The sequence below is a fragment of the Vibrio algarum genome, assembly GCF_028204155.1.
In the GTDB taxonomy this organism is placed as follows: domain Bacteria; phylum Pseudomonadota; class Gammaproteobacteria; order Enterobacterales; family Vibrionaceae; genus Vibrio; species Vibrio algarum.
The window spans coordinates 1,259,988-1,282,156 of sequence record NZ_JAQLOI010000003.1; the positions used below are offsets into that span (position 1 = coordinate 1,259,988).

The 22,169-nt window shown below is 40.1% G+C and carries 22 protein-coding genes; 9 read left to right on the top strand and 13 right to left on the bottom strand.

Going from position 1 to position 22,169, the window contains the following annotated elements; translation table 11 throughout:
• The first annotated feature begins 145 nt into the window (after nt 1-145).
• The 3 genes from gcvT (at nt 146) to PGX00_RS21120 (ending at nt 2,507) form a co-directional block, all read left to right on the top strand.
• A complete protein-coding gene (gene gcvT / locus PGX00_RS21110) occupies nt 146-1,273 on the top strand; it encodes a glycine cleavage system aminomethyltransferase GcvT (RefSeq protein ID WP_407702403.1) in 1,128 nt (375 codons plus the stop codon).
• 224 nt (nt 1,274-1,497) lie between these two features.
• Nucleotides 1,498-2,016 (top strand): S1 family peptidase, encoded by a 519-nt coding sequence (locus PGX00_RS21115; protein ID WP_272140278.1) that lies wholly within the window; start codon nt 1,498-1,500, stop codon nt 2,014-2,016.
• Nucleotides 1,980-2,507, top strand: a complete 528-nt coding sequence (locus PGX00_RS21120; protein WP_272140963.1) for a trypsin-like serine protease — start codon at nt 1,980-1,982, stop codon at nt 2,505-2,507. The genes PGX00_RS21115 and PGX00_RS21120 overlap by 37 nt, the downstream gene beginning before the upstream one ends.
• Before the next feature lie 72 nt (nt 2,508-2,579).
• Here the strand turns inward: PGX00_RS21120 and PGX00_RS21125 are convergent, their stop codons facing one another.
• The 3 genes from PGX00_RS21125 to PGX00_RS21135 all read right to left on the bottom strand — a co-directional run bounded on the left by PGX00_RS21125 (nt 2,580) and on the right by PGX00_RS21135 (nt 5,186).
• The gene (locus PGX00_RS21125; protein ID WP_272140279.1) at nt 2,580-3,071 is read right to left on the bottom strand and encodes a type II secretion system protein; all 492 of its coding nucleotides are present in this window, start codon (nt 3,069-3,071) and stop codon (nt 2,580-2,582) included.
• 116 nt (nt 3,072-3,187) lie between these two features.
• Complete coding sequence (locus tag PGX00_RS21130; protein WP_272140281.1) at nt 3,188-4,558, bottom strand: YjiH family protein; 1,371 nt, start codon at nt 4,556-4,558, stop codon at nt 3,188-3,190.
• Nucleotides 4,559-4,787: 229 nt separating this feature from the next.
• On the bottom strand, nt 4,788-5,186 hold the full coding sequence (locus PGX00_RS21135) for a GFA family protein (protein WP_272140283.1): 399 nt from the start codon (nt 5,184-5,186) through the stop codon (nt 4,788-4,790).
• Between the two features lie 297 nt (nt 5,187-5,483).
• Here PGX00_RS21135 and mepM point away from each other — a divergent pair, with 297 nt between their 5' ends.
• Nucleotides 5,484-6,794 carry a murein DD-endopeptidase MepM gene (mepM, locus tag PGX00_RS21140; protein WP_407702404.1) on the top strand — a complete coding sequence of 437 codons (1,311 nt, stop codon included), beginning with the start codon at nt 5,484-5,486 and terminating at the stop codon, nt 6,792-6,794.
• A gap of 106 nt (nt 6,795-6,900) precedes the next feature.
• Nucleotides 6,901-7,251, top strand: a complete 351-nt coding sequence (locus tag PGX00_RS21145) for a hypothetical protein (RefSeq protein ID WP_272140285.1) — start codon at nt 6,901-6,903, stop codon at nt 7,249-7,251.
• 101 nt (nt 7,252-7,352) lie between these two features.
• Here the strand turns inward: PGX00_RS21145 and PGX00_RS21150 are convergent, their stop codons facing one another.
• The 4 genes from PGX00_RS21150 to PGX00_RS21165 form a co-directional block, all read right to left on the bottom strand.
• Nucleotides 7,353-8,537, bottom strand: coding sequence for a ferredoxin reductase family protein (locus PGX00_RS21150; RefSeq protein WP_272140287.1), 1,185 nt, complete (start codon nt 8,535-8,537; stop codon nt 7,353-7,355).
• Nucleotides 8,538-8,873: 336 nt separating this feature from the next.
• Nucleotides 8,874-9,497, bottom strand: a complete 624-nt coding sequence (locus PGX00_RS21155) for a bifunctional 4-hydroxy-2-oxoglutarate aldolase/2-dehydro-3-deoxy-phosphogluconate aldolase (RefSeq protein WP_272140289.1) — start codon at nt 9,495-9,497, stop codon at nt 8,874-8,876.
• 12 nt (nt 9,498-9,509) lie between these two features.
• Entirely contained in the window at nt 9,510-10,448 is a 939-nt protein-coding gene (gene kdgK, locus PGX00_RS21160) for a 2-dehydro-3-deoxygluconokinase (protein ID WP_272140291.1), read from the bottom strand.
• 8 nt (nt 10,449-10,456) lie between these two features.
• The gene (locus PGX00_RS21165; RefSeq protein WP_272140293.1) at nt 10,457-10,798 is read right to left on the bottom strand and encodes a cupin domain-containing protein; all 342 of its coding nucleotides are present in this window, start codon (nt 10,796-10,798) and stop codon (nt 10,457-10,459) included.
• Between the two features lie 361 nt (nt 10,799-11,159).
• On the opposite strand from PGX00_RS21165, the gene PGX00_RS21170 reads away from it, so the two are divergent.
• Nucleotides 11,160-13,298, top strand: a complete 2,139-nt coding sequence (locus PGX00_RS21170) for a heparinase II/III domain-containing protein (RefSeq protein WP_272140295.1) — start codon at nt 11,160-11,162, stop codon at nt 13,296-13,298.
• Nucleotides 13,298-15,448 carry a heparinase II/III domain-containing protein gene (locus PGX00_RS21175; RefSeq protein WP_272140297.1) on the top strand — a complete coding sequence of 717 codons (2,151 nt, stop codon included), beginning with the start codon at nt 13,298-13,300 and terminating at the stop codon, nt 15,446-15,448. Before PGX00_RS21170 ends, PGX00_RS21175 begins: the two co-directional genes overlap by 1 nt.
• 220 nt (nt 15,449-15,668) lie before the next feature.
• On the opposite strand, the gene PGX00_RS21180 is transcribed toward PGX00_RS21175, so the two are convergent.
• The 6 genes from PGX00_RS21180 to PGX00_RS21205 form a co-directional block, all read right to left on the bottom strand.
• Nucleotides 15,669-16,082 (bottom strand): PPC domain-containing DNA-binding protein, encoded by a 414-nt coding sequence (locus PGX00_RS21180; RefSeq protein WP_272140298.1) that lies wholly within the window; start codon nt 16,080-16,082, stop codon nt 15,669-15,671.
• A gap of 192 nt (nt 16,083-16,274) precedes the next feature.
• Nucleotides 16,275-17,762, bottom strand: coding sequence for a tripartite tricarboxylate transporter permease (locus PGX00_RS21185; RefSeq protein ID WP_272140300.1), 1,488 nt, complete (start codon nt 17,760-17,762; stop codon nt 16,275-16,277).
• A 9-nt stretch (nt 17,763-17,771) separates the two neighbouring features.
• A complete protein-coding gene (locus PGX00_RS21190; RefSeq protein ID WP_272140302.1) occupies nt 17,772-18,224 on the bottom strand; it encodes a tripartite tricarboxylate transporter TctB family protein in 453 nt (150 codons plus the stop codon).
• Between the two features lie 76 nt (nt 18,225-18,300).
• Entirely contained in the window at nt 18,301-19,227 is a 927-nt protein-coding gene (locus tag PGX00_RS21195; protein ID WP_272140304.1) for a tripartite tricarboxylate transporter substrate binding protein, read from the bottom strand.
• A 17-nt stretch (nt 19,228-19,244) separates the two neighbouring features.
• Nucleotides 19,245-19,718 carry a hypothetical protein gene (locus tag PGX00_RS21200; RefSeq protein WP_272140306.1) on the bottom strand — a complete coding sequence of 158 codons (474 nt, stop codon included), beginning with the start codon at nt 19,716-19,718 and terminating at the stop codon, nt 19,245-19,247.
• Nucleotides 19,719-20,013: 295 nt separating this feature from the next.
• Entirely contained in the window at nt 20,014-20,961 is a 948-nt protein-coding gene (locus PGX00_RS21205) for a LysR family transcriptional regulator (RefSeq protein ID WP_272140308.1), read from the bottom strand.
• Nucleotides 20,962-21,093: 132 nt separating this feature from the next.
• Between PGX00_RS21205 and PGX00_RS21210 the strand changes: the two genes are divergently transcribed.
• Together PGX00_RS21210 and PGX00_RS21215 are read left to right on the top strand one after the other, a co-directional pair.
• The gene (locus PGX00_RS21210) at nt 21,094-21,519 is read left to right on the top strand and encodes an EF-hand domain-containing protein (RefSeq protein WP_272140310.1); all 426 of its coding nucleotides are present in this window, start codon (nt 21,094-21,096) and stop codon (nt 21,517-21,519) included.
• A 180-nt stretch (nt 21,520-21,699) separates the two neighbouring features.
• Nucleotides 21,700-22,041: an EF-hand domain-containing protein gene (locus PGX00_RS21215; protein WP_272140312.1), complete on the top strand. Its 342-nt coding sequence runs from the start codon at nt 21,700-21,702 to the stop codon at nt 22,039-22,041.
• Nucleotides 22,042-22,169 lie beyond the last annotated feature (128 nt).

Sequence of the window (22,169 nt, forward strand, 5' to 3'; positions counted from 1 at the left end):
GAATAACGAGGTTATGTTGTTCTATTTATGTACAGCAAACGTTAAATTAACGCGTGATAAATTTAAAACAATCTGTTATTAATGATTTTCATAGTGGAAAATGTTTACTATTGGAAACACTGCTATGCCAATAGTTTGAATCTTTATGGAGAAAGTGATGACAGATTTACTTAAGACCCCTTTACACGCACTGCACATTGAAGCTGGTGCAAAGATGGTTCCGTTTGCTGGGTACGATATGCCAGTTCAATATCCACTCGGAGTAAAGAAAGAGCATCTACATACGAGAGATGCTGCTGGGTTATTTGATGTTTCTCACATGGGGCAATTACGTTTAAAAGGCGCTAATGCCGCAAAAACGTTGGAAGCTCTCGTGCCTGTCGATATTATCGATCTTCCTGCAGGTAAACAGCGCTATGCATTTTTCACGAATGAACAAGGCGGTATCTTAGACGATTTAATGGTGACCAATTTTGGTGATCATATTTTTGTTGTTGTGAATGCGGCATGTAAAGAGCAAGATATCGCGCATTTGAAAGCAAACCTTTTAGATGGTGTTGAGTTAGAGCAAATAGAAGATAGAGCTTTACTTGCTCTTCAGGGACCAAAGGCCGCGGATGTATTAGCGTCATTTCAACCTTCTGTCGCTGATATGGTCTTTATGGATGCGCAGATCATCGATATAGATGGGATTGAATGTTATGTAAGTCGGTCTGGGTATACCGGTGAAGATGGTTTCGAACTATCTGTTCCCGCTGATAAAGCAGATTCATTTGCCCGTAAACTTACCGCTATCGATGCCGTTGAATGGATAGGTTTAGGTGCTCGAGATTCGTTACGTTTAGAGTGTGGGTTGTGTTTATATGGCCATGATTTAGACGCATCAACAACACCTGTCGAGGCGAGTTTACTTTGGGGGATTAGTAAAAATCGCCGCAGCGAAGGTGAGCGAGCCGGTGGTTTTCCAGGCGCAGACATAATCCTAAATCAGATCATAACAAAAGACATTCTGCGTAAACGTGTTGGCTTAGTTGGACAAACCAAAGCACCGGTGCGTGAAGGTTGTAAGCTATTTGACGCACTAAACAATGAAATTGGTGTTGTGACCAGTGGTACCGCTGGACCTAATGCAGGTAAGCCCGTTTCTATGGGATATGTTGCAACAGAATTTTCAGTTATTGGAACAGAAGTTTTTGCTGAAGTTCGCGGTAAAAAACTGGCGATGACAGTGGAAAAAATGCCGTTCGTGGCGCAAAGGTATTACCGAGGCTAGAACATCTACCAATATAGGTTATCGAGCTTGCTCAGTTAGTAAGCTCGGTACAATTAATCTCCTCGTATTTTTCTTATTCAATTTATTGTCTTCCGATTCTAATGAGGTTGTATGCTGTTCATCCATTTACCAATAGCGCGCACAACTTTGGGCTTAATTTAAGATTCCTAAAATCAGCTAAAAAGACTATTATTTAACTAATGAAAACAATATAGGTAAGTAATATGCTAAAAAGGCTGGCTTTAGGGGTTTTCACAGTCGTGCTCTCAGTCTCAATTAGTGCGTCAGAAATTGAAACCTATATAGTTAATGGTACGGTTACTTCAACTTCAGCGTATCCTTCGTATGCTCGTCTTTATTACAACGAGTACGGAAATTATGGTTACTGCGGTGGGACATTTATTGATGCGACTCATGTTTTAACTGCCGCCCATTGTGTCGATTTGGATGATACCGACGCCACAGAAATAAGACTACTTTTTACAGTGGCGGTTCCTAATCTCGATGATGAAGATGATATCTCAAATGCGTCTAAATACTATATTTCTAAGTTTTATGTCCATGAAGATTATGACTCGTCGCAATTAACCAACGATATTGCAATTTTGGTACTAGAAGAAGCGGCTAACTTAAGCTCTTATGCCGAGTTTGTTAGTTCTGAGAATGAATATAGAATTGACGGGGGAGGGGGACGAACCAAACATTTATTGCTGTTGGCCACGGAGACACCTCAACAGGGGTAGATAACTCGACTGAGTTATTAGAGACAGAGGTCGATTATGTGGAGAATTCTGCTTGTACTGATTACTCTTCTAGCGGCGTGCCAGACAGTCAGTTATGTATGACGGGTATGCTTGATTCAGGAACTGGTTTACTTAATGCGACATGCAACGGCGATTCTGGTGGACCTCTATACTGGACTGAGGGTTCGGGTAAACAAGTAGGCATTACGAGTTATGGTCCGGGTACAGATACAGGATGTGGAGACCCAAACATAACAGCTACTTCTGTATTTACTGAAGTTGTCGACTATGCTGGTTGGATAACGAATGTAAAAAATGGATTAGTAACGGCAACCTATACAACCAGTGAGAGTGACCGCGAATATTATCGAGAAAATGGTAGTTTACCTAATGCTGTAACCGACATTTTGGGGTCTGGCGATGGTGGTGGTAGTGTTCCTTTATGGCCACTATTAGTTATGCTTGGAATGGCAATCTTTAGGAAGAAATAGATTTAATAAGAGTGAAATTAAAAGGAAGCATTTAGCTTCCTTTTTTATTTTAGGTGTTCTATGCGTAAATAATTAGCAGCCTGAAGTTTCTAATTCGTACACAGGATCGTCGTCTTCGTTAATGGCTTGGGTATACTTAACCCAACAGTTTCCTGACTTCGGAGTTCCAGAGTTGTCGGTATCAAATCCGATATAGAGATAATAGGCACCTTCTTCTTCAGTCACTAAATCACCGTCTATCAATATTGCGTACTTAATATCGGTGTTATCAATATAGTTCCAAATAAGATCCCATTCGTCATCATCCTGTATATTGTTTTTGTTAAGGTCGAGGTAAGTAAGGCGGTTGGAATTACTACCGTCACGGACTTTGACATAACCTAACTGAGACTTGGCGAAAACAATATCGTTAACCGATTGCATGCTCGCTTTAACACCACGTAATACACTGATTCGCGATTCTTGCTGTAGATTGAGAAAGCGAGGTGCAGCAGTCACTGCTAATATCCCTAAGATAACAATAACAACGACCAGTTCGATGAGAGTAAAACCATTCTTTTTCATATGCATTCATTAAAAATATACTCAACGTAAATATAAATTGAACTGGGAGTTCGAGCAACCGCTAGCCACTTGAAATGCGGGGCTAGCGGTGTTTAAGACTCAATGCATATAACGATTTAAAACACTAAATGTGCGACACCAGCGATAACTGGTAACGTAATGAGGGTACGTAGAATAAATATAGTGAAAAGCTCTATAAAATTAACCGGTATGCGGCTGCCTAACAGTAAGGCGCCAACCTCTGACATATAGATAAGTTGAGTCACTGACATTGCTGCAATTACGAAGCGGGTAATTTCGCTATCTACAGAAGAGATTATAATGGCAGGAAGAAACATATCCGCAAAGCCAACCATCATAGTCTCTGATGCCGCTACCGCTTCCGGGATACCAAGTAACTCTAAATAAGGTACAAATGGTGTGCCTAATATTGCGAACAAAGATGTGTATTCAGCAACAATCAATGCAAGCGTTCCTAGGCCCATAACCACAGGTAGTACGCCAAAGACCATATCAATCGCGTTTTCAATGCCGTCATTGGCTATTTTTTTAAAGCTTTTAACTTGGGATGCTTTATTCAACGCGAGGTTAAAACCCCAAGAGAAGGCGTTGTGATTGTCGGGGATAAGGTCAACGTCTTTTTCTGGTGAACTACCATCGACATAGATGTCTTTTTTGCGGCTTAATGGTGGCAAACGAGGAATGATTATCGCAGCGACAATACCCGCAAGACAGATGGAACCGTAAAACGGTAAAAAGTAGGCTTCTAATCTTACTTGAGCTAACACAACTAAACTAAACGTAATAGAAACCGCCGAAAAAGTTGTTCCTACGACAGCCGCTTCTCTTTGGGTATAAAACTTATTGTCATATTGTTTACTTGTCAACAATATACCTACACTGCCATCACCTAACCAAGAGGCCATACAATCGATGGCGCTTCGACCGGGTAAATTAAATATTGGGCGCATCACTTTACTTAATAGTGTGCCAACCAATTCAAGTAAGCCAAAGTTCAGCAAAAGAGGGAGCAGTAAACCAGCGAAGATAAACACAGAGAAAAGGGTTGGAAGTAGGCCTTCTAACACTAAACCTCCCGTATTTTCCTCCCATATGGCTTTTGGCCCGAAATGGTAATAAGTCATGACAACCGCTAGTCCACCAATTACACGGACAGTAAGCCAAAGTAGGGACGGTGAAAAGAGGCGGTCTAAAAAGGTATTATTTTTAATAAACGATGGCTTAAATATGCGGTATAAGAGTGAAGCAATGGCCATGAAGGAAATAATGGTCGTAACAAGAGGAACCACGTGGTCCCCAAGGATTGAAATTAAGCTCTTAGCAAGTACGGCTACAGGGATAGTAATATCACCCTGATAGCTGATAGGGGCCATGAATAAAAATAAACCCAATAGAGAAGGAATTAAAAAAATCCAAAAGGTGCTTTTTTTGTTTTCAAGCTGGGTAACTTGGGTATCGTTTTGCATCTGAGGTCTCTAAATATCTTAGTGTGATTTGCCTGTGTCCTTGGCATAGTTATTCACTAAACATCCCTATTTAGTCAGAGTGGCGCAAGATTAACGGTTGTTGCTTTTAATTGCAATAGTATTCACTTAAATGTGGGTTATATTCAGAGAACACGGTTGTATAGATAACCTGACATAGATAATTGTATCGTATAGGTGGATGGTGCCGACGTGTGCACTTGAATGTATCTCAGATAAAATGATCCATTTCGCAATCGAATTTAATCCAGCCGCGTTTCCTTTCTTCATAAACCGAAAAGGTAGGCGTTGAAAAATCTTGTTCTTTGAACAGACCTAAGGGAATGATTATCGCTTCAGGCGCACTGGTAAGCCTCAATCTCATGGTAGTACCACAACGAGGGCAAAAATCGTATGTTACTTGGTTACCAGAATCTGCAATTCGAGAATAGGAAATAACATCACCATCGATAATGGTATTTTCAGCCAGGTAACGCGCTTGAACGCCAAAGACACTGCCTGTTCTTTTTTGGCATTCGAAACAATGACAAATCGAGGTTCTTATGGGGTCACCTTTGCATCGAATAGTGACTAGGTTACATGAACAAGATGCAGTGCGAATAACAGTCATAACTCATCCCTTTAACGTATATAGTTAAAATTTAGTCGATAGTGATTAAATCTCAAATAAAAACAGTATTTTGTGTCTTTCTATATGTTCATTCAATACATGACGATTGTAAAGTTACTAGCGTGTATAGAGGCAATTGTTATATTATATCAATTGTCATAAAAATGACTTTAGCTCAATGGTGCTCACTACACAGCTACTGTATTATAATGTTTGCCAAGAATGGCAGCTCATTCGTATTGCACTATCAGTGAAATATCGATTAAGTGTACTCACTAAAGAACGATTGGATTTATTGTGTTTAGAAAAATATTCTCCCCTGTAAGCTATATTGTGTCATCGGAAGTGCCTTTAAAAAATAGGCTTCTAGCAACTGCATTGCCATTGGTTGCATTTATTACGTTATTAAGTTTAAGTGTTGACTCGAAGAAAGAAGATAGACAATTTGTCCCTATTCAATTGAAAGAAATGCCAACATACGAAAATGCGTCGAGCAAAACAGATCCTCAACAAATTGAATCTGCACCGGAATATAGTTACATCATTCAAAAAGGCGATAACCTTAGCTCTATTTTCGAACAATTAGGCTTTCCGTACAGTGATTTACTCAAAGTGATGGAAGCTGACCTTAACTATCTGATGCTCGACACGTTGCAACCTGGCAATCAGCTTTTATTTTGGGCCGAAGAAGGTGAAAAACACCTGAGTAAAATGATTCTGCAATTTAATAGCGCAGACAAGGTTTTGTATACCAGACACGACGATGATAGCTATCAGTTTCAAGATATTTCTCTACCAGGAGAGTGGAAATTAGAACCCTTCGTTGGTGAAATTCATGGGAGTTTTTCACAATCTGCGAATAAGGCGGGAGTGGGGAACAATGAAATTGAACAGATAAACACGTTACTTAAAGATAAACTTAATTTTGCAAGAGACCTTCGAGCTGGAGATCAGTTTGAAATAATTCAAAATAGACAGTATGTAGATAATCAAGCAACAGGAAAGAAAGAGGTCCAAGCTATTCGAATTCATAATCGAGGTCGGACTGTCACTGCGTTTTTACATACCGATGGTCAGTACTATGATAAAGATGGCAAGAGCTTACAAAGAGCATTCCAAAGGTACCCAACGGGTAAGCGTTATCGAATATCGTCATCCTTTAACCCTAATCGAAAACACCCTGTTACCGGTCGAGTATCGCCACATAACGGTACTGATTTCGCAACACCTATTGGCACGCCTATTTATTCAACCGGCGATGGTAAAGTTGTTTTAACAACGAATCATCCATATGCAGGCAAGTATATAGTGATTCAGCATGGCAACACCTACAAAACGCGTTATTTGCATTTGAGTAGAATATTAGTGAAGAAAGGGCAGTCTGTTTCTAGAGGACAAAAAATTGCCCTGTCGGGTAACACTGGTCGTTCAACAGGGCCGCATCTACACTATGAATTTATGATTCGAAATAAAGCCGTTAATGCCATGACGGCCAAGATACCGATGGCGAGTTCAGTCCCAAAGAAAGAGATGGGTGAGTTCAAAGCTAGAATTGCAAAGTACAACGAGTTATTAGGTGAGCAATTACTGGCGCTAAATACCAATTAATAACATTGTTTAACAGAAACAAATTCTAAAAAAGAACTGACTCTAGGTTGGTTCTTTTTTCATTGTCCCCTACAATCATCGCAAATTGATAAATAGAGATCAGAATATGCTCCAAAATGAATTTGAGATCCTAGTTAACAACCTTTGTGAACTAGAAAATTTACCCCAAGCGTTAGAATACTTAAAAAACAGTGAAGACGAAGAGATAGCACAAGCAGCTCAATCATTGTCTGGACAGTTTGCGTTGGCAGAAATTGATGGTGAAAAGCGCATTTATCATGTGACAGTGCAGGAAAATGAATCTGGCGAAGAAGAAGAGTTTGTAGAGCATGTGATGAATGAAGGTGAGGATATTATCGGATTTGTTGCTTGGTTCTTTTTCGCTATGTTTGATGTTAAACACAAAGATACATATCAAACTGCGGGTAAAACTTATAAGCAACCTAAGCGAAGCTAAAAAAAGGCGCGCTAAACTAGCGCGCCAAAAGCAGTGGATGCATGTTAATAAGTACACTCTAAACGTTGAGTGATAATGGAACAAATACCGAACTAAAAAAGTTACCGCATTTTGAAAATTTCCTTGTGAAACTTGTCTTCAGGTAGGCCAGTTAACGCCAAATGATTCTGTAGGCTCTTGCCAAATTCGCTTGGTCCACAAAAGCTAACATCATAAGTCTTACCTGCCATTTTAGTGATGATCTGCTCTCCATTTAATAGCTCACCTTTTTCTGCGTCAACAATGTGAAGTTCTATAAAATCGAGATGGTCTAGTACCTTAATTATTTCATTTTCGAAAAAAGCTTCTTTCTTACTATTTACACAGTAGAAAAGCTCGATTTTCTGAAATGCTTGGTGCGCTTTATCAGCTCGGCGTTTTAACCAGTAGATTCGGGATATAAAAGGGACAATACCAATACCTGCACCGACCCAAACTTGATGCTCTTGAACAGACATTTGGAAACGGCCATAACTACCTTCAACGGTTACTTTTTGATTCTCGTCTAAACTGTTTACCAACTGATGAGTGTAATCGCCCAGGTCTTTAACACCGAATGAAATGAGTTGGTTATTTCTGTCATAATCTAAAATCGAGAATGGATGTGGAGCTTCTCCATCATGAAAATCAAGATAGGCAAACTGTCCCTCTTTATAGTCAATTTCTTTGTTAAGTTGCACAGTGAAACGAACAACAGAATTGTTGTTATCGGCAGTTTTAAATTTAGTAACGTCGGAAACCTTGCCATCGACTTTATTACTTTTCCCGATTTTGCCAGTTAGTGACATGACTGAGCAGCAAACGCCAATAATGGATAAAGCAACAATGACAACATTCATAGGAATTGAAGCCACGTTCCAGTTGAGCAACATTACCGAGTGGAATACGCCAGCCAGAACAAGTATGCCGCCGAGTTTATGTGTGAATTTGAATTTTTTGTAGCTGATGGCTTGTACGAGGCTGATTATGCTAAATATTAAAAAGACTTTAAATGAGATGTCACCAACTTGCTCTGCAACTGCATGCCAATTAATACCTTCCAATGCAGGTCGTGCTCCACGATCGGGTCTTGCAATTAATTGTGCTTCTACAAGCCAAGGGCCACTCTTTACGATGAGCCAATGCATGATCAGCGTAACCGTTGCCGCTATACCTAAATTCTTATGCAAAGCGTAGCCTTTATCTAAACCTTTTACTTTAGATTCGACCCAACTAAAACGAGCGGCAAGCACTACGGCAAGGCACATGTAGCCTATGCTAAGTACTCCAGTATATGTTGTGAGTTGAGAGCGCCAAAAAAGAAATTGCCGAAATTTTCGTAGCCAATAAATAAGGAAGGTAACCATAGTAGTGTAAGTAAAGCCGTGAATCTAAGCATAATGTGTCAACCAAAAGTTAGTAAATCATCAGGACGGTATGTTGTATACGTGCATAATAATAGCCCGGCGGTTCGATGAAAGGTTCTTTACTTATCTTTATGTTGCTTTACAGTTATTTACAGTAGAAACAGAAAAAGGTGCCTAAAGAGGCACCTTTATGTCTAAATGCGAAAGATTAAACGCTAATCTTTACAAGTTGATTACTTATTTAACTTTTTCTACCGCGTCAGCGATGAGTTTACCCAATTCTTCCCATTTACCTTCGTCAATGAGTTTAGTTGGTACCATCCAAGTGCCACCGCAAGCCAGTACAGATGGAATAGACAGATACTCATCGATATTGGCAACGCTAACGCCACCAGTAGGCATGAATTTAACCGGATAAACAGCAGTTAATGCTTTAAGCATACCCGTACCGCCAGAAGGTTCAGCAGGGAAGAACTTAAGAGTTCGTAATCCCATTTCCATAGCTTGTTCAACTAAACTAGGGTTATTTACACCAGGAACGATAACAATATCTTTATCTAAACAGTACTGAACAGTACTAGGGTTGAAACCTGGGCTAACAATAAAATCAACACCTGCTTCTACTGCTTCGTCCACTTGCTTGTTAGTTAAGATAGTTCCTGCACCAATCAACATCTCAGGAAATTCTTTACGCATTAACGCGATTGCTTCAGCTGCACATTCTGTTCTGAATGTAATTTCAGCACATGGCATTCCGTTTTCTACTAGTACGCGGCCTAGTGGTATTGCGTCTTCTGCTTTGTTGATTGCAATTACTGGGATTACTTTTAGTGCAGCAAGTTGGTCATTTAGCGTTGTCATTTTTTCACCTAATTAGTCTAATTCTATAGAGGGCATGGCCTCTGCTGGGATTATCGCGCCAGGATATTGAATGACAGTTCCTGCCATTTTATGCGCTACTTCTGCAGATTTAATTGCAGTGCCACCGGTAAATCGTTGGGCTAGGTATCCACCGCTGAAAGAATCGCCAGCTGCGGTTGTATCAACTACATTGGATACCTTTGTGGCTGAAACATATTCTGCTATATCGTCAGTTATTACTAAACACTCTTTGCTACCTCGTTTAATGACAATTTCTTTAACGCCGGCATTGGTCGTTCTAAAGATACACTCATCGAGATCAGTGTCGCCATAAAGGTCTTGGTCATCATCAAAGGTAAGAAGCGCTATATCTGTTTTATGAAGCATTGCCATGTAGTTTTCTACTGCCGTTGCTTTGTCTTTCCACAGCTTAGGACGATAATTATTATCAAAAATCACTTTACCGCCACTCTCTCTGAAGCTGTCCAAAAACTGAAACATCACTTCACGCCCGTTATCGGTAAGTATAGCTAATGTAATACCACTTAAGTAAATGGCATTGTAGTTATGTAACTTATCGAGTAGCGCTTTCGATTCGTCTTGGTCGAAAAGGTATTTAGCCGCCGCGTCATTTCTCCAATAATGGAAATATCTTTCACCGGTATCGTCTGTTTCGATGTAATAGAGCCCTGGCTGTTTGTCTTCTAATCGCAAAATCAGACTGGTATCAATGCCTTCACTACTCCATTGATCAACCATATCTTGGCTGAAAGGGTCGTTGCCTAATGCAGTAACGTAGCTAACATTAATAGCGTGATTTTTGGTTAAGCGAGATAAATAAACAGCAGTATTGAGAGTATCACCACCGAAAGCCCTTTTGAGCATGTTTTCTGGTTGTTGTTGCAGCTCAACCATGCACTCACCCAAAACTGCAATGTTAAGAGATGCCATAAAAAACCCTATTTGATATTAAGAAAATCTTCGCGTAAAGGAGAAAACACGTCAAGAAGAATACTGTTGTCTTCAAGCGCAACTGCACCATGAACAAAATGTTTTGGAGCGATATACGCATCACCTGCTGTCAAAACACATTTTTTGCCATCAACTTCTGCTTCGAAGCTACCAGCAACAACATAACCAATTTGATCATGAATGTCATGAGCATGGGGAGCGCCAATTGCACCTTTATCAAAGTTTAGGTGAACAGCCATCAAATCATCAGTGTAACCAATTATTTTTCTCTTGATCCCGCCGCCCAGTTCTTCCCACTCATTTTCTGCAATTTTAAAAAAAGGGTTCATACTTAACACTCCTAAGAAATACGTAAACTATGTTCAATATCTATAGCCAATATCATACTTCGCAAAAGGCATATTGTCATACAAATAACTGCCATATTTGTGAACTTTGTCTCGAAAATGTATTAATATATCTATTTATCAATCACTTAAAAATTCAATTATGTGTAAATAAGTCATTATTCATCCGCTAAATGCGTGATATTAGTGTGATTAACCTCATTTTTTTGCAAGAATATTGAGACATTTAAGCGTTATTGTATTACTTTATGCCCAAAGATTGATAGAAATTGTAGGTTTAAGTACTCATACAAAAAAGTATGTTCTGTTACTGAGTGCCGGCCGGAACCAATAGAGGATAATAATGAACGCCATTACCCAACCCATATTGCTTGATGAAGCAGAAATAGTTGAATTACGTAAAGAAGTAGGCCGCGATAGCTTAATGGGTAGAACCATATCTGCGCATGTCGATGATCTCGAAGCGTTTATGCAGCTTGGCTATGATGTTCCGGGCCATGGGGAAGCCGGAGGTTACGAACATAACCGCCATAAGCAAAACTACACTTATATGAACCTAGCGGGACGCCTTTTCTTAATCACAGAAGAGAAGAAATACGCAGATTTTGTTACTGAATTATTAGAGCAATACGCTGATAAATACCTAACGTTTGATTATCACGTGCAGAAAAACACAAACCCGACTGGGCGTTTATTTCATCAGATATTGAACGAACATGTATGGTTAATGTATACGAGTCTCGCTTATTCTTGTGTTGCGTCAACACTTAGTGAAGAACAGCGTCAACGTTTCATTGATCGCATTTTTGATCCAATGTTAGAAATGTTCACTGTTAAATATGCACACGATTTTGACCGTATCCATAATCATGGTATTTGGGCTGTTGCTGCAGTAGGTATATGTGGTTTAGCCGTTGGTAGGAAAGAGTACTTAGAGAAGTCGGTATTTGGGTTAGATAACGATGGAACGGGTGGCTTTTTAGCGCAAATTTCACAACTGTTTGCTCCTTCTGGATACTATATGGAAGGGCCGTATTATCATCGCTATGCGATACGTCCTACCTGTGTATTTGCAGAAGTGCTAAACCGTCATATGCCAGAATTAGACATCTTTAACTACAAAGATGGTGTTATTGGTAATACTGTACAAGCGTTGCTTTCAACAGCATATCCAAATGGCGATTTCCCTGCACTTAACGATGCATCACGTACAATGGGCATTACCGATATGGGTGTTCAAGTTGCAGTGAGCCAATATGCAAAACATTACGGTCTAGATGACAACCTTATCGGTATGGCGAAGATCCAAAACCGAGTATGGATGCACTCTTGTGGCTTAGAACTGTCACGAGCTTTTGAAAAAGCTGAAAATGTAGGCATGCCTTTCTGGCCAAGCGTAGAGCTAAACGAAGGTCCTAATGGTGACAAAGGTGCACAAGGTTTTGTCCGCATGCAGGATAAAAATAAAGATGTGTTCCAACTGGTTATGAATTATGGCCAGCATGGTATGGGACACGGGCATTTTGATACTCTAGGTATTACCTATTTTAACCGTGGTCAAGAAGTTCTGCGTGAGTATGGCTTCGGTCGTTGGGTAAATGTTGAGCCTAAATTTGGTGGTCGTTATCTAGATGAAAACAAATCGTATGCTCGTCAAACTATTGCTCACAATGCCGTAACCATGGATGAGACGTGTCAAAATTATTTTGATGTTGAGCGCGCCGACAATGTACATGGTAAGCCTCATTTCTTTAGTGCGGATAATGCTGTTCTTAAGGGAATGAGTGCATTCGCAAATGACCACTATGATAATACTGAAATGCAACGTAGCGTATTCATGCTACAAACTGATGAGTTAGAAGCGCCACTACTTATCGACCTATACCGTATTAACGCTGAAGGCGAACACCAATATGATCTAGCGCAGCAATATGAAGGTCAAATTGTCCGTACTAACTTCGAATACACTAGCGCTGAAGAACTTGAGACATTAGGCGATAAGCATGGCTATGATCACTTGTGGGATGTTGCTCGTGGTACTGTCGAAAACACGGCTTTGGTAAGTTGGTTGCAAGGCAACAACTACTACACATGGCTTGGTGCTAGTTCAAATGACAGCGATGAAGTGATATTTACGCGTAGCGGTGCTAATGACCCTAGCTTCAACTTAAGAAGTGAACCAAGCTTTATTCTACGTTCAAAAGGGGAGTCGACGTTGTTTGCTTCTGTTTTAGAAACGCACGGTTACTTCAATGAAGAGTTCGAACAGTCTGTTGACGCTAGAGGCAAGGTACAAAGTATCAATGTCATTGGATTTAATGACGAAGGCTCAGTTGTTGAAGTCCTGACTGAAAAGACACGAATCATCGTACTTGTAAGCAATGAACAAGGTGCTGATGAAAACGCTACCCATAACGTTACAATAAAAGATAAGACTTACAGCTGGTCTGGCTACTTTGCTGTTGAGCAGGAGACACTATAATGAGCTACCAACCTTTATTAATGAGCTTTGACGAAGCGGCTGAACTAAGTAAAGATCTCGGAAAAGAGACACTACTTGGCAAAGCACTAACTCGCGATATTGCGCTTGTTAAATCTTACATTGAAGAAGTGGGCATTGAGGTTCCTGGGCATGGTGAAGCTGGTGGTTACGAACACAATCGCCATAAACAAAACTATATCCATATGGATTTAGCAGGTCGTTTATTTCTAATTACAAAAGACGAGAAGTATCGTGACTATATCGTAGATATGCTTACGGCCTATGCGACTGTGTATCCAACGTTAGAAAGTAATGTTAGCCGAGATAGTAACCCTCCGGGTCGCTTATTCCATCAAACGTTAAATGAAAACATGTGGATGCTTTATGCGTCTTGTGCCTATAGCTGTGTTTACCACACATTAAGCGAAGCGAATAAACGTCAGATTGAAGATGATCTTTTCAAGCAGATGATTGATATGTTCGTTGTGACTTATGCGCACGATTTCGACATTGTACATAATCATGGTTTGTGGGCTGTTGCTGCGGTAGGTATTTGTGGCTATGCCATTAATGATCAATCTGCTGTCGACAAAGCATTATATGGCTTGAAAATGGATAAAGTTAGTGGTGGCTTCTTAGCTCAACTAGACCAATTATTCTCGCCAGATGGCTATTACATGGAAGGACCGTATTACCATCGTTTTTCTTTACGTCCTATATTCTTATTTGCAGAAGCAATTGAACGCCGTCAACCAGATCTTGATATCTATCATTACAATGACTCGGTTATCAAAACGACAACTTATTCTGTTATGGCGACAGCGTTCCCTGATGGTACATTACCAGCGCTAAATGATTCATCTAAGACTATCAGTATCAATGATGAAGGTGTGATTATTGCTACAAGTGTTTGTTTCCAACGTTACGAGCAGAGTGACACGCTACAAAGCATGGCGAATCATCAGCAAGACGTATGGGTACATGCATGTGGTCAAACGTTATCTAACTCAGTTGCTAACGCAACCGAGATTAAGCCATTTAGCTGGGGCAGCTTGTTCCTAACAGATGGGCCTGAAGGTGAAAAGGGTGGTGTGACTATCCTTCGTCATCGTGATGAAAAAGATGATGACACCATGGCGTTACTTTGGTTTGGTCAGCACGGTAGTGATCACCAATATCACTCAGCGCTTGACCATGGTCACTACGATGGTTTGCATCTAAGCGTATTTAATCGCGGTCAGGAAGTTTTAAATGATTACGGTTTTGGTCGCTGGGTAAATGTAGAACCAAAATTCGGTGGTCGTTATATTCCGGAAAATAAATCTTACTGTAAGCAAACGGTCGCTCACAACACCGTTACAGTAGACCAGAAAACACAAAATAATTTTGATACGGCAACGGCTGAATCGCGTTTTGGTCAGAAGCATTTCTTTGTCACTGACAATCAATCTCTTCAAGGTATGAGTGGTTCTATCTCAGAATACTACGAAGGCATTGATATGCAGCGCAGTGTTTTGCTAGCTGAATTACCAGAGTTTGAAAAACCGTTGGTAATTGACGTTTATCGAATAGTTGCAGATAAAGAACATCAGTATGACTTACCGGTTCATTACAATGGTCAAATTATCCGTACCGATTTTGAATACCAAGTTGAACCTAAACTAAAAGCACTTGGTCAAGACAATGGCTACGAGCATTTGTGGAATGTGGGTAAAGGAAATGTAGAGGCGGGATCTCTTATCACATGGCTACAGGGCGACAGTTATTATTCACTTGTCACGTCTGGTTGTGACAAAGCTGAACTGATATTTGCCCGCACTGGCGCAAAAGATCATGACTTTAACCTGCGTAGTGAGCCAGCTTTGATTCATCGTCAGAGTGGTCAAAACCACGTGTTTGCATCGGTACTAGAAACGCATGGTTACTTTAATGAATCTATTGAAGCATCTATTGGTGCACGTGGACTAGTTGAATCGGTTGAAGTGCTTGGTCACAACGAAGCGGCAACAGTAGTGAGTATAAAAACCACAACTGGAAACGTTTATCGCTATGCGATTTCAAATCTAGCAGAAGAACATCAAGCAGCGAAGCAAAGCGTTTCGTTTGCTGGTGAGACATTTGAATGGAATGGTGCATTCGCACTCGTTTAATTGTCATTAAGTACGTTAAGCCGAGCTATGCTAGCTCGGCTTTTTTTTGCCTGAATGTTCCTTATATTAGCCACCGAGAATTAGTAACATTCGGTTTGCTAAATAGCCTCCTTGTATAGATACTCCCCGCATTCGCGACTTCCTTTGTCAAAAATGTCTACTAGATATTGAACAGTAGAAAGTATCCGCGTTTCATCGTCTATTTGGATCTGGTTCCTCTTTAATTTGACTTGATATCAGCATTTATAATCAGTTCAGTAAAACCTGTGGCACTATCGAATTCTCGTGAGAACTTAAGGGGTAAGTAGTGATGAAGTATTAGCTCTCCTGTCGTGTCGATAATACTTCCTTCTAATAAGTGCCCACCGATGACACGTCCTGCGCTATCTGAAACTGAGACATGGATATGTTGATGTTCAGGCGTTAACGTTCCCATCACCGATACAATTTCTAGTGACTCTTTTAGTTGCAAATTATTTTGTGCTCCCGCTAAACGAAGGTTAACAGAAGACAAACTGCCCACACATGAAGCGATTGTACCTGCTTGAATACCATGTTGAACCATTAGTTGTGCAATGGACTTTTTTAAATCAGATCCTTGGGTTAATCTGATCGCAATAGGAGATATCATCATTGATTCCATTTGAAAAGTCGTGGATTAAGAAAGCGACAACTTGTTAATAAGCGGTTTTGCCCGTAATTCAATACTATGGTTATTGTGAATAAATAACCATTTTTAATATACAGCAACCGTTTAAAACGAACTTACAACGAAAAACGGCTCACCCAAAAATTTGGATGAGCCGTTTTAGCTTTTCTGTAAAGTTTATTGGGAGAGCTTGGCTTGTTTCTTTTTCAAGCGCATTGTTGAATAAACAGAGAATATGGCCAGCAGAATGAACGCAAGCGCAATAGGTCTGTCGTATAAGAATGACCAACTGCCTTCATACATAAGCAAGGCCTTCCTTAAGTTAGTTTCCGCCATTGGACCAAGAATAATAGCCAACAAAATAGGGGAGGAAGGAATCTCTAATTTTCCTAACACAAAACCTAACAAACCAAAACTAATCGCAATACCAATATCAAACATTGAATTATTTATCGCGTAAGCGCCAACGATAGATAAGAAAATAATGATTGGGATCATTAGCATCTTTGGTACTTCGATAATACGGCAGAAGAACCGAATGCCCAATAAGCCAACCAACAACATAACAATGTTAGCAACGAGCATAGAGCTAAAAATACCATACACAATTTCTGGGTTTTGGCTAAACAACAGTGGACCAGGGGTTAAGCCTTGAACAATCAGAGCACCAAGTAGAACCGCGGCGACTGCATCACCAGGTACACCTAGAGTAAGCAAAGGCACGAGAGAACCACCAGTAACGCCGTTGTTACCTGCTTCTGCAGCGGCTAAACCGCGTACCGAACCTTTACCAAATTCAGAAGGGTTTTTAGAAGAACGCTTTGCCTCGTTATAACAAACAAACGCTGAGATATCCGCACCTGCACCAGGAACAGAGCCAATGCTGGTTCCTAGTAAGCCACTTTTGATGGCGGTCGGCATCATTTCTTTTAAGTCTTTTTTACTGAGCAATTTCCGGCTGAATTTAGGTGGTGCAACATTTTTATCGCTGAGGAGTTTTTCCAGTTGGCTTAGCGCTTCAGAGATAGCGAATAGACCAATTAAAACTGGAATAACGTTTATACCACTGTATAGGTCCATAACATCAAAAGTGAACCTTGGTACACTGCTTATAGGGTCAAGACCAACGGTTGAAATCAATAGACCGATACTACCTGCTAATAATCCTTTCAAAATGTTTTGACCAGAAACACTAGCAATAATTGTTAAGCCAAAAAGAGCGAGAGCAAAATATTCAGGCGCATTAAATCTAAGTGCAAACTTAGCCAGCATGGGTGCGATAGCGATAAGCACGATGGTACTAATTAAGCCACCAACAAAAGAAGCAACGGCCGATATACTTAGAGCTCTGGCTGCTTCACCTCGTGCCGCTAATGTATGACCGTCTAACACGGTAGCTGCAGAGGCAGGGGTGCCGGGTGTTTTTAATAGTATTGCGGCAATAGAGCCACCATATATACCACCGATATAAACACCAATTAGCATTACAAGTGCTGCCGTTGGTTCCATACCAAAGGTAAACGGCAACAAGATGGCCACACCCATTGTTGCGGTTAAGCCCGGCAGTGCTCCTAAGATTACGCCACCTAGTACGCCAAAAATAAGAACGGGAAGGACACCAGGACTGAATGCGGTGAGTAAACCATTTAATAGATGCTCAATCATGAGACACTCCTAGAACAAAGAACCTTCCGGCAATACAATGACGAACACAGTGCCGAAAAGATAATAAATACCGAATACAAAGCTCACGGCTACAAAATAATAAAGGGGCTTTTTAACCTTGAAATAAGCGAGATAGCTGATGAACGCGATCACGCTGGCAATTAAATATCCAACGAAGCTCATAAGTACTGCGTATCCGACTAAAAACCCAAGACCAAAAATGGATAGTTTTGAAAAGATCGGAGTTGTATCTTGGGAGCTGTTTAGCTTAGATTTCGCTTTGTGTTGGAGTATTAGGGCAATACAAAGAATTATTTGGCCTATTACGATAGCGCGGGGGAAGAACTTAGCGTCTACGCTCGCTTCTTGGTACATAGGCTCGTCAAACTGACCAATAAAGAAAAACGCAATGGCGCTTAAAAGGATCACAATGGACGGGAATACGACGTTTCTATCTAACATAGAATCCATCCTTAAAATAATAACGCTAGGAATAAAAAAGGGCTAATACGCTTATATTAGCCCTTAATGATAGTATTTACTTAATCAGTGAACCAAGTGCTTTGGTATCGTCTTTAACAAATTGAGTAAACTCTGCTGCATCCATATTATGGATAGTCATAGCGCCTTTTTCCATAAACTCTTTGAATTCAGCTGATGCCATAGCTTCGTCAAATGCATTACCAAGAATTTCGATAATTTCATCTGGCGTGTCTTTAGGTGCGCCAATACCACGCCATGTACCTGTTGTTACGTCAACACCTTGCTCTTTAAGAGTCGGTACGTCAGGAATGTACGAGATTCTTTCGTTAGACATTACACCTAGTGCTTTCAACTGACCTGAACGAAGTTGAGAAATTGCTTCACCTGGAGTAACCATAGTTACATCGGTGTGGTTACCTAGTAATGCAGGAATCGCTTCTGAAGAACCATTGTAAGGGATAGCGTTCATTGTGATACCTTCATGCTTCTCTAGCGCCATAAGGTAGAAGTTAGGTTTAGCTGTTGATGCAAACTTCACTTTTCCTGGTGCTTTTTTAGCTTCGGCGATCAAATCATTAATCGTGTTGTAAGGGCTATCCGCAGCGACAAGAACAACAGCAGGGTCTAAGTTTACTAAACGAATAAGTTTAAAGTCGTCTGCTGTGTGGCGCATTAATCCCATTTGAGGTAGAGAGGCTATTTCGCGAGTAACAACCGTTAGTGTATAACCATCTGCTTTTTGTTGAGCACCAAAGCTCATACCTACAGCACCAGCACCACCAGTACGATTCATTACAGCAATGTTTTTACCTAAAATGTCTTTTGCGCTGTTTGCTATTGTACGACCTACTGCATCTGTACCGCCACCGGCACCGAATGGAACGATAAGTCGAATGTTTTTACTCGGATAGTCTGCTGCGATTGTAGAAGCTGAAGCGAGAATACCCGCAGCGATCATCAAGGTTTTTAATAGTTTGCTCATGTTTATACCTTTTGTTCTTAGTTTCTATAGGTTTGTGTAGGAGTATCTGTTTTAGTTGTTTGGTACTCGTGCATAGTTAGTTGTTCGAATGCGACAGCAATCCAACTACTGATCAGCATGTCATACCATTGTTGAACTCCACTACAACCAACAACGATGTCTCCATATACAAAAGTACCGTAAAACAGGACGTCGTCATCTTTGAGTGAAGAGGGGTGTAATAGTTGAGTTTGTATGTTTGATCTATGGTTGCTCCACGCCTGTTTTGTCTTATTTCGAGCAAGATCATCAAACGGGATTGTCCATGTTTCTGGTTGCCCTAATGATGTTTGATACAAAATAGCATCTTCAAATTTTGAATCCCAAGGTTTCAATCTTGGATCCATTATAATGATGTGGAGCTCTTGTCGATTTGTTCGCTCGAAAAGTTTTTCTATGGAGGGTGTAACAAGTGAAATTGCGTCTTTCGCGATTTCTAAATGACTTTTCATACTTCAAATCCGTGTGTGTCTAAGTGATGAAAAAAGTATATTGTATTATTATATAGCCATCAAAAAAGAAAGTGTTCGGATGATAGGTTGATCACATGCGCTGTGTGAATCCTTGACGAACGTCATATTATTGGGGCTTTTTTCTAGACTTTATGTCGAATCAAGCATGTTTGTAAAAAGGCGATTATTGATATTTACCTCATTTAAATAAAGCGCCAATTGTATTATTAGAGCTCATAACATTTGCGGTCTCGATGGATGCGAGTGGTTTGGGTGTGTAGGCTTAATGCTCACACTATTTATAAAGATCGTTATAGCCAGGGATATAGCTTTCCCAATAAGCGGGTGTACCTATATGCTCTTGAACTGTTTGTATAAATTCAGCCACCAACATCGTCTGCTTCTTATGAGGATAGACGGCATATATGCCTGTGTCCAATGTGGATAATGTATGGTCTGTAAGTAGTGGAACGAGGTTTGACTCAACCAATGGGCGATCCAAGTTAAAAAGGTCGATCATGCTATATCCCAAACCGTCTTTCACCGCGTTTATCATAATACGGACATCGCTTACCTTATAGTTACCTTGCATCTTGTAGCTTGTGAGAATGTTGCTGTGCGGTGTTTCACTTAGTTTAATTTGATCTAATGTTGTCTCGCCATTGCTATAAACCACCGCCGGTAAAGCGATTAACTCTTCCGGTGTTTTAGGTTGCCCATGTTGTTTGATGAAATCTTTAGACGCAATAATGGCGAAATTTGTTTTTGCTATCTTTTTAGCGATAAGGTTTGAGTCCGTTAATTTTCCCACTCGAAATGCGAGATCAAATTGGTTGGAAATGATATCGGTTTTTTTATCTTCTACTTCCAGTGTGATTTTCACCTTTGGATACTTACGCATAAATTTTGTTATCGCGGGTTGCAGGTATTCTTGTCCAAAGAAAATAGCGGAAATGACTCGTATCGATCCCTTAGGCTCTGATTGATAAGAGTCAGCGATATTACGGATAGTATTCAAGGAGTGGGTCAGAATGTGAGACTGCTCGAGTATCTCTTCACCCGCAGAAGTCAAAGAGAATGAACGTGTGGAACGATTAAGAAGTTGAACACCCAGTGTAGACTCTAACTTTTTAATTTGTTTTGACAGAGAAGAGTTATCCATATCATGCAAAGCTGCTGCTTTGGTAAAAGAGCCTTGTTGAACAACGTCAACGAATAATGAGAGTTGGTGAGTGATGGACATTCTCAGTTCCTTGATCTGGTTAGATTTTGTTGTGATTGGATCTTATTGATTGGCTAGTTAAGTAAGTGTTTTATATTGTTCTATAATTATCGTGAATTGAATTGGTGTTAATTATACTTTAGTGAGGGGGATATGTATAAGCAACTTAAAATTTTAATTTTATCTATTACTGCAGTTTCATTTATTGCCGTAGCTAGCGATGACGATAGCGAAAATGATGGTATGAGCGGTAGTAAAATAGCGCCTAAGCTGCATGTTATTGATGTAGATGGTGATGGAAAAGTTTCAAAACAAGAATTTGATCAGTATAGAAATGCACAACTCGACAGTAATTCAGTTGAAGAAACTCAACGAAGTGTCAGTGCATTTGCATCATTTGACAAAGATAAAGATGGTTTTGTTACAGAAGAAGAGTTGGCTGCACATGCAAAATATTCTAATCCAGGCAATGGCACGGGTGAATTAAGTAACGATAAGAGTAATAAAAATAAAGAGAAAAAAGACAAACGAAGCAAGGGAAAAGGTAATAATGGCAAGGGTAAAGGAAAAGATAAATAGTGATGAGACTAAAAATAAGATTGGCAGGAAATCATCATTAGGTCGAGGTCGAGGTCGATGTCGATTTTGACCCTAATACTGTCTTAGGCATGAGATAACAACGAGAATTAATTTAACCTTATTCTTTATGTGGTTAATGGGGTTTATAATTTGTCTGAGAAGTAGGACAAGGAGAACACCATGAATCGCTATTTGTTATCAATATTACTAGGTTGTACTACTGTTTCTCTGTCTGTTGATGCTATTGGGAAAGGGCAAGGGCAAGGGCAAGGAGGGATGAATATGTCTCAGATACCTGTTTTTGCTGAGTTTGACACTAATAAAGACGGATTAATATCAGAAGAAGAGTTTGAATACTTTCAAAAAACAAGGCAAGACGAGCGTAAATCTGAAGGTCGTATGTTAAAAAATTCTGCATACAGTGATGATATGTTTGAGCGTATCGACACGGATGATAATGAGTTTATTGATGAAGATGAATTTCAATCTCATAGAGGCACTATGAGAAGTTCAAAATCTTAGTAATGCTAAACCCGTTAAAAAGATCGGTTATAGCAATTGGGATAACTAACGGCTCATAAATTTACTTAGATTGGTATTAGACAAGTTTTTCGATGAGATACATCTAGAATGAAAAGCCCTCATTAGTT

What these genes read in the sequence shown, in the direction of transcription:
- PGX00_RS21165 (WP_272140293.1), bottom strand. Translation starts at nt 10,798, where the DNA reads ATGAACCCTTTTTTTAAAATTGCAGAAAATGAGTGGGAAGAACTGGGC.
- PGX00_RS21170 (WP_272140295.1), top strand. Translation starts at nt 11,160, where the DNA reads ATGAACGCCATTACCCAACCCATATTGCTTGATGAAGCAGAAATAGTT.
- PGX00_RS21175 (WP_272140297.1), top strand. Translation starts at nt 13,298, where the DNA reads ATGAGCTACCAACCTTTATTAATGAGCTTTGACGAAGCGGCTGAACTA.
- PGX00_RS21210 (WP_272140310.1), top strand. Translation starts at nt 21,094, where the DNA reads ATGTATAAGCAACTTAAAATTTTAATTTTATCTATTACTGCAGTTTCA.
- kdgK (WP_272140291.1), bottom strand. Translation starts at nt 10,448, where the DNA reads ATGGCATCTCTTAACATTGCAGTTTTGGGTGAGTGCATGGTTGAGCTG.
- gcvT (WP_407702403.1), top strand. Translation starts at nt 146, where the DNA reads ATGGAGAAAGTGATGACAGATTTACTTAAGACCCCTTTACACGCACTG.
- PGX00_RS21125 (WP_272140279.1), bottom strand. Translation starts at nt 3,071, where the DNA reads ATGAAAAAGAATGGTTTTACTCTCATCGAACTGGTCGTTGTTATTGTT.
- PGX00_RS21215 (WP_272140312.1), top strand. Translation starts at nt 21,700, where the DNA reads ATGAATCGCTATTTGTTATCAATATTACTAGGTTGTACTACTGTTTCT.
- PGX00_RS21150 (WP_272140287.1), bottom strand. Translation starts at nt 8,537, where the DNA reads ATGTGCCTTGCCGTAGTGCTTGCCGCTCGTTTTAGTTGGGTCGAATCT.
- PGX00_RS21200 (WP_272140306.1), bottom strand. Translation starts at nt 19,718, where the DNA reads ATGAAAAGTCATTTAGAAATCGCGAAAGACGCAATTTCACTTGTTACA.
- PGX00_RS21205 (WP_272140308.1), bottom strand. Translation starts at nt 20,961, where the DNA reads ATGTCCATCACTCACCAACTCTCATTATTCGTTGACGTTGTTCAACAA.
- PGX00_RS21155 (WP_272140289.1), bottom strand. Translation starts at nt 9,497, where the DNA reads ATGACAACGCTAAATGACCAACTTGCTGCACTAAAAGTAATCCCAGTA.
- PGX00_RS21195 (WP_272140304.1), bottom strand. Translation starts at nt 19,227, where the DNA reads ATGAGCAAACTATTAAAAACCTTGATGATCGCTGCGGGTATTCTCGCT.
- PGX00_RS21130 (WP_272140281.1), bottom strand. Translation starts at nt 4,558, where the DNA reads ATGCAAAACGATACCCAAGTTACCCAGCTTGAAAACAAAAAAAGCACC.
- PGX00_RS21180 (WP_272140298.1), bottom strand. Translation starts at nt 16,082, where the DNA reads ATGATGATATCTCCTATTGCGATCAGATTAACCCAAGGATCTGATTTA.
- PGX00_RS21115 (WP_272140278.1), top strand. Translation starts at nt 1,498, where the DNA reads ATGCTAAAAAGGCTGGCTTTAGGGGTTTTCACAGTCGTGCTCTCAGTC.
- PGX00_RS21135 (WP_272140283.1), bottom strand. Translation starts at nt 5,186, where the DNA reads ATGACTGTTATTCGCACTGCATCTTGTTCATGTAACCTAGTCACTATT.
- PGX00_RS21190 (WP_272140302.1), bottom strand. Translation starts at nt 18,224, where the DNA reads ATGTTAGATAGAAACGTCGTATTCCCGTCCATTGTGATCCTTTTAAGC.
- PGX00_RS21145 (WP_272140285.1), top strand. Translation starts at nt 6,901, where the DNA reads ATGCTCCAAAATGAATTTGAGATCCTAGTTAACAACCTTTGTGAACTA.
- PGX00_RS21185 (WP_272140300.1), bottom strand. Translation starts at nt 17,762, where the DNA reads ATGATTGAGCATCTATTAAATGGTTTACTCACCGCATTCAGTCCTGGT.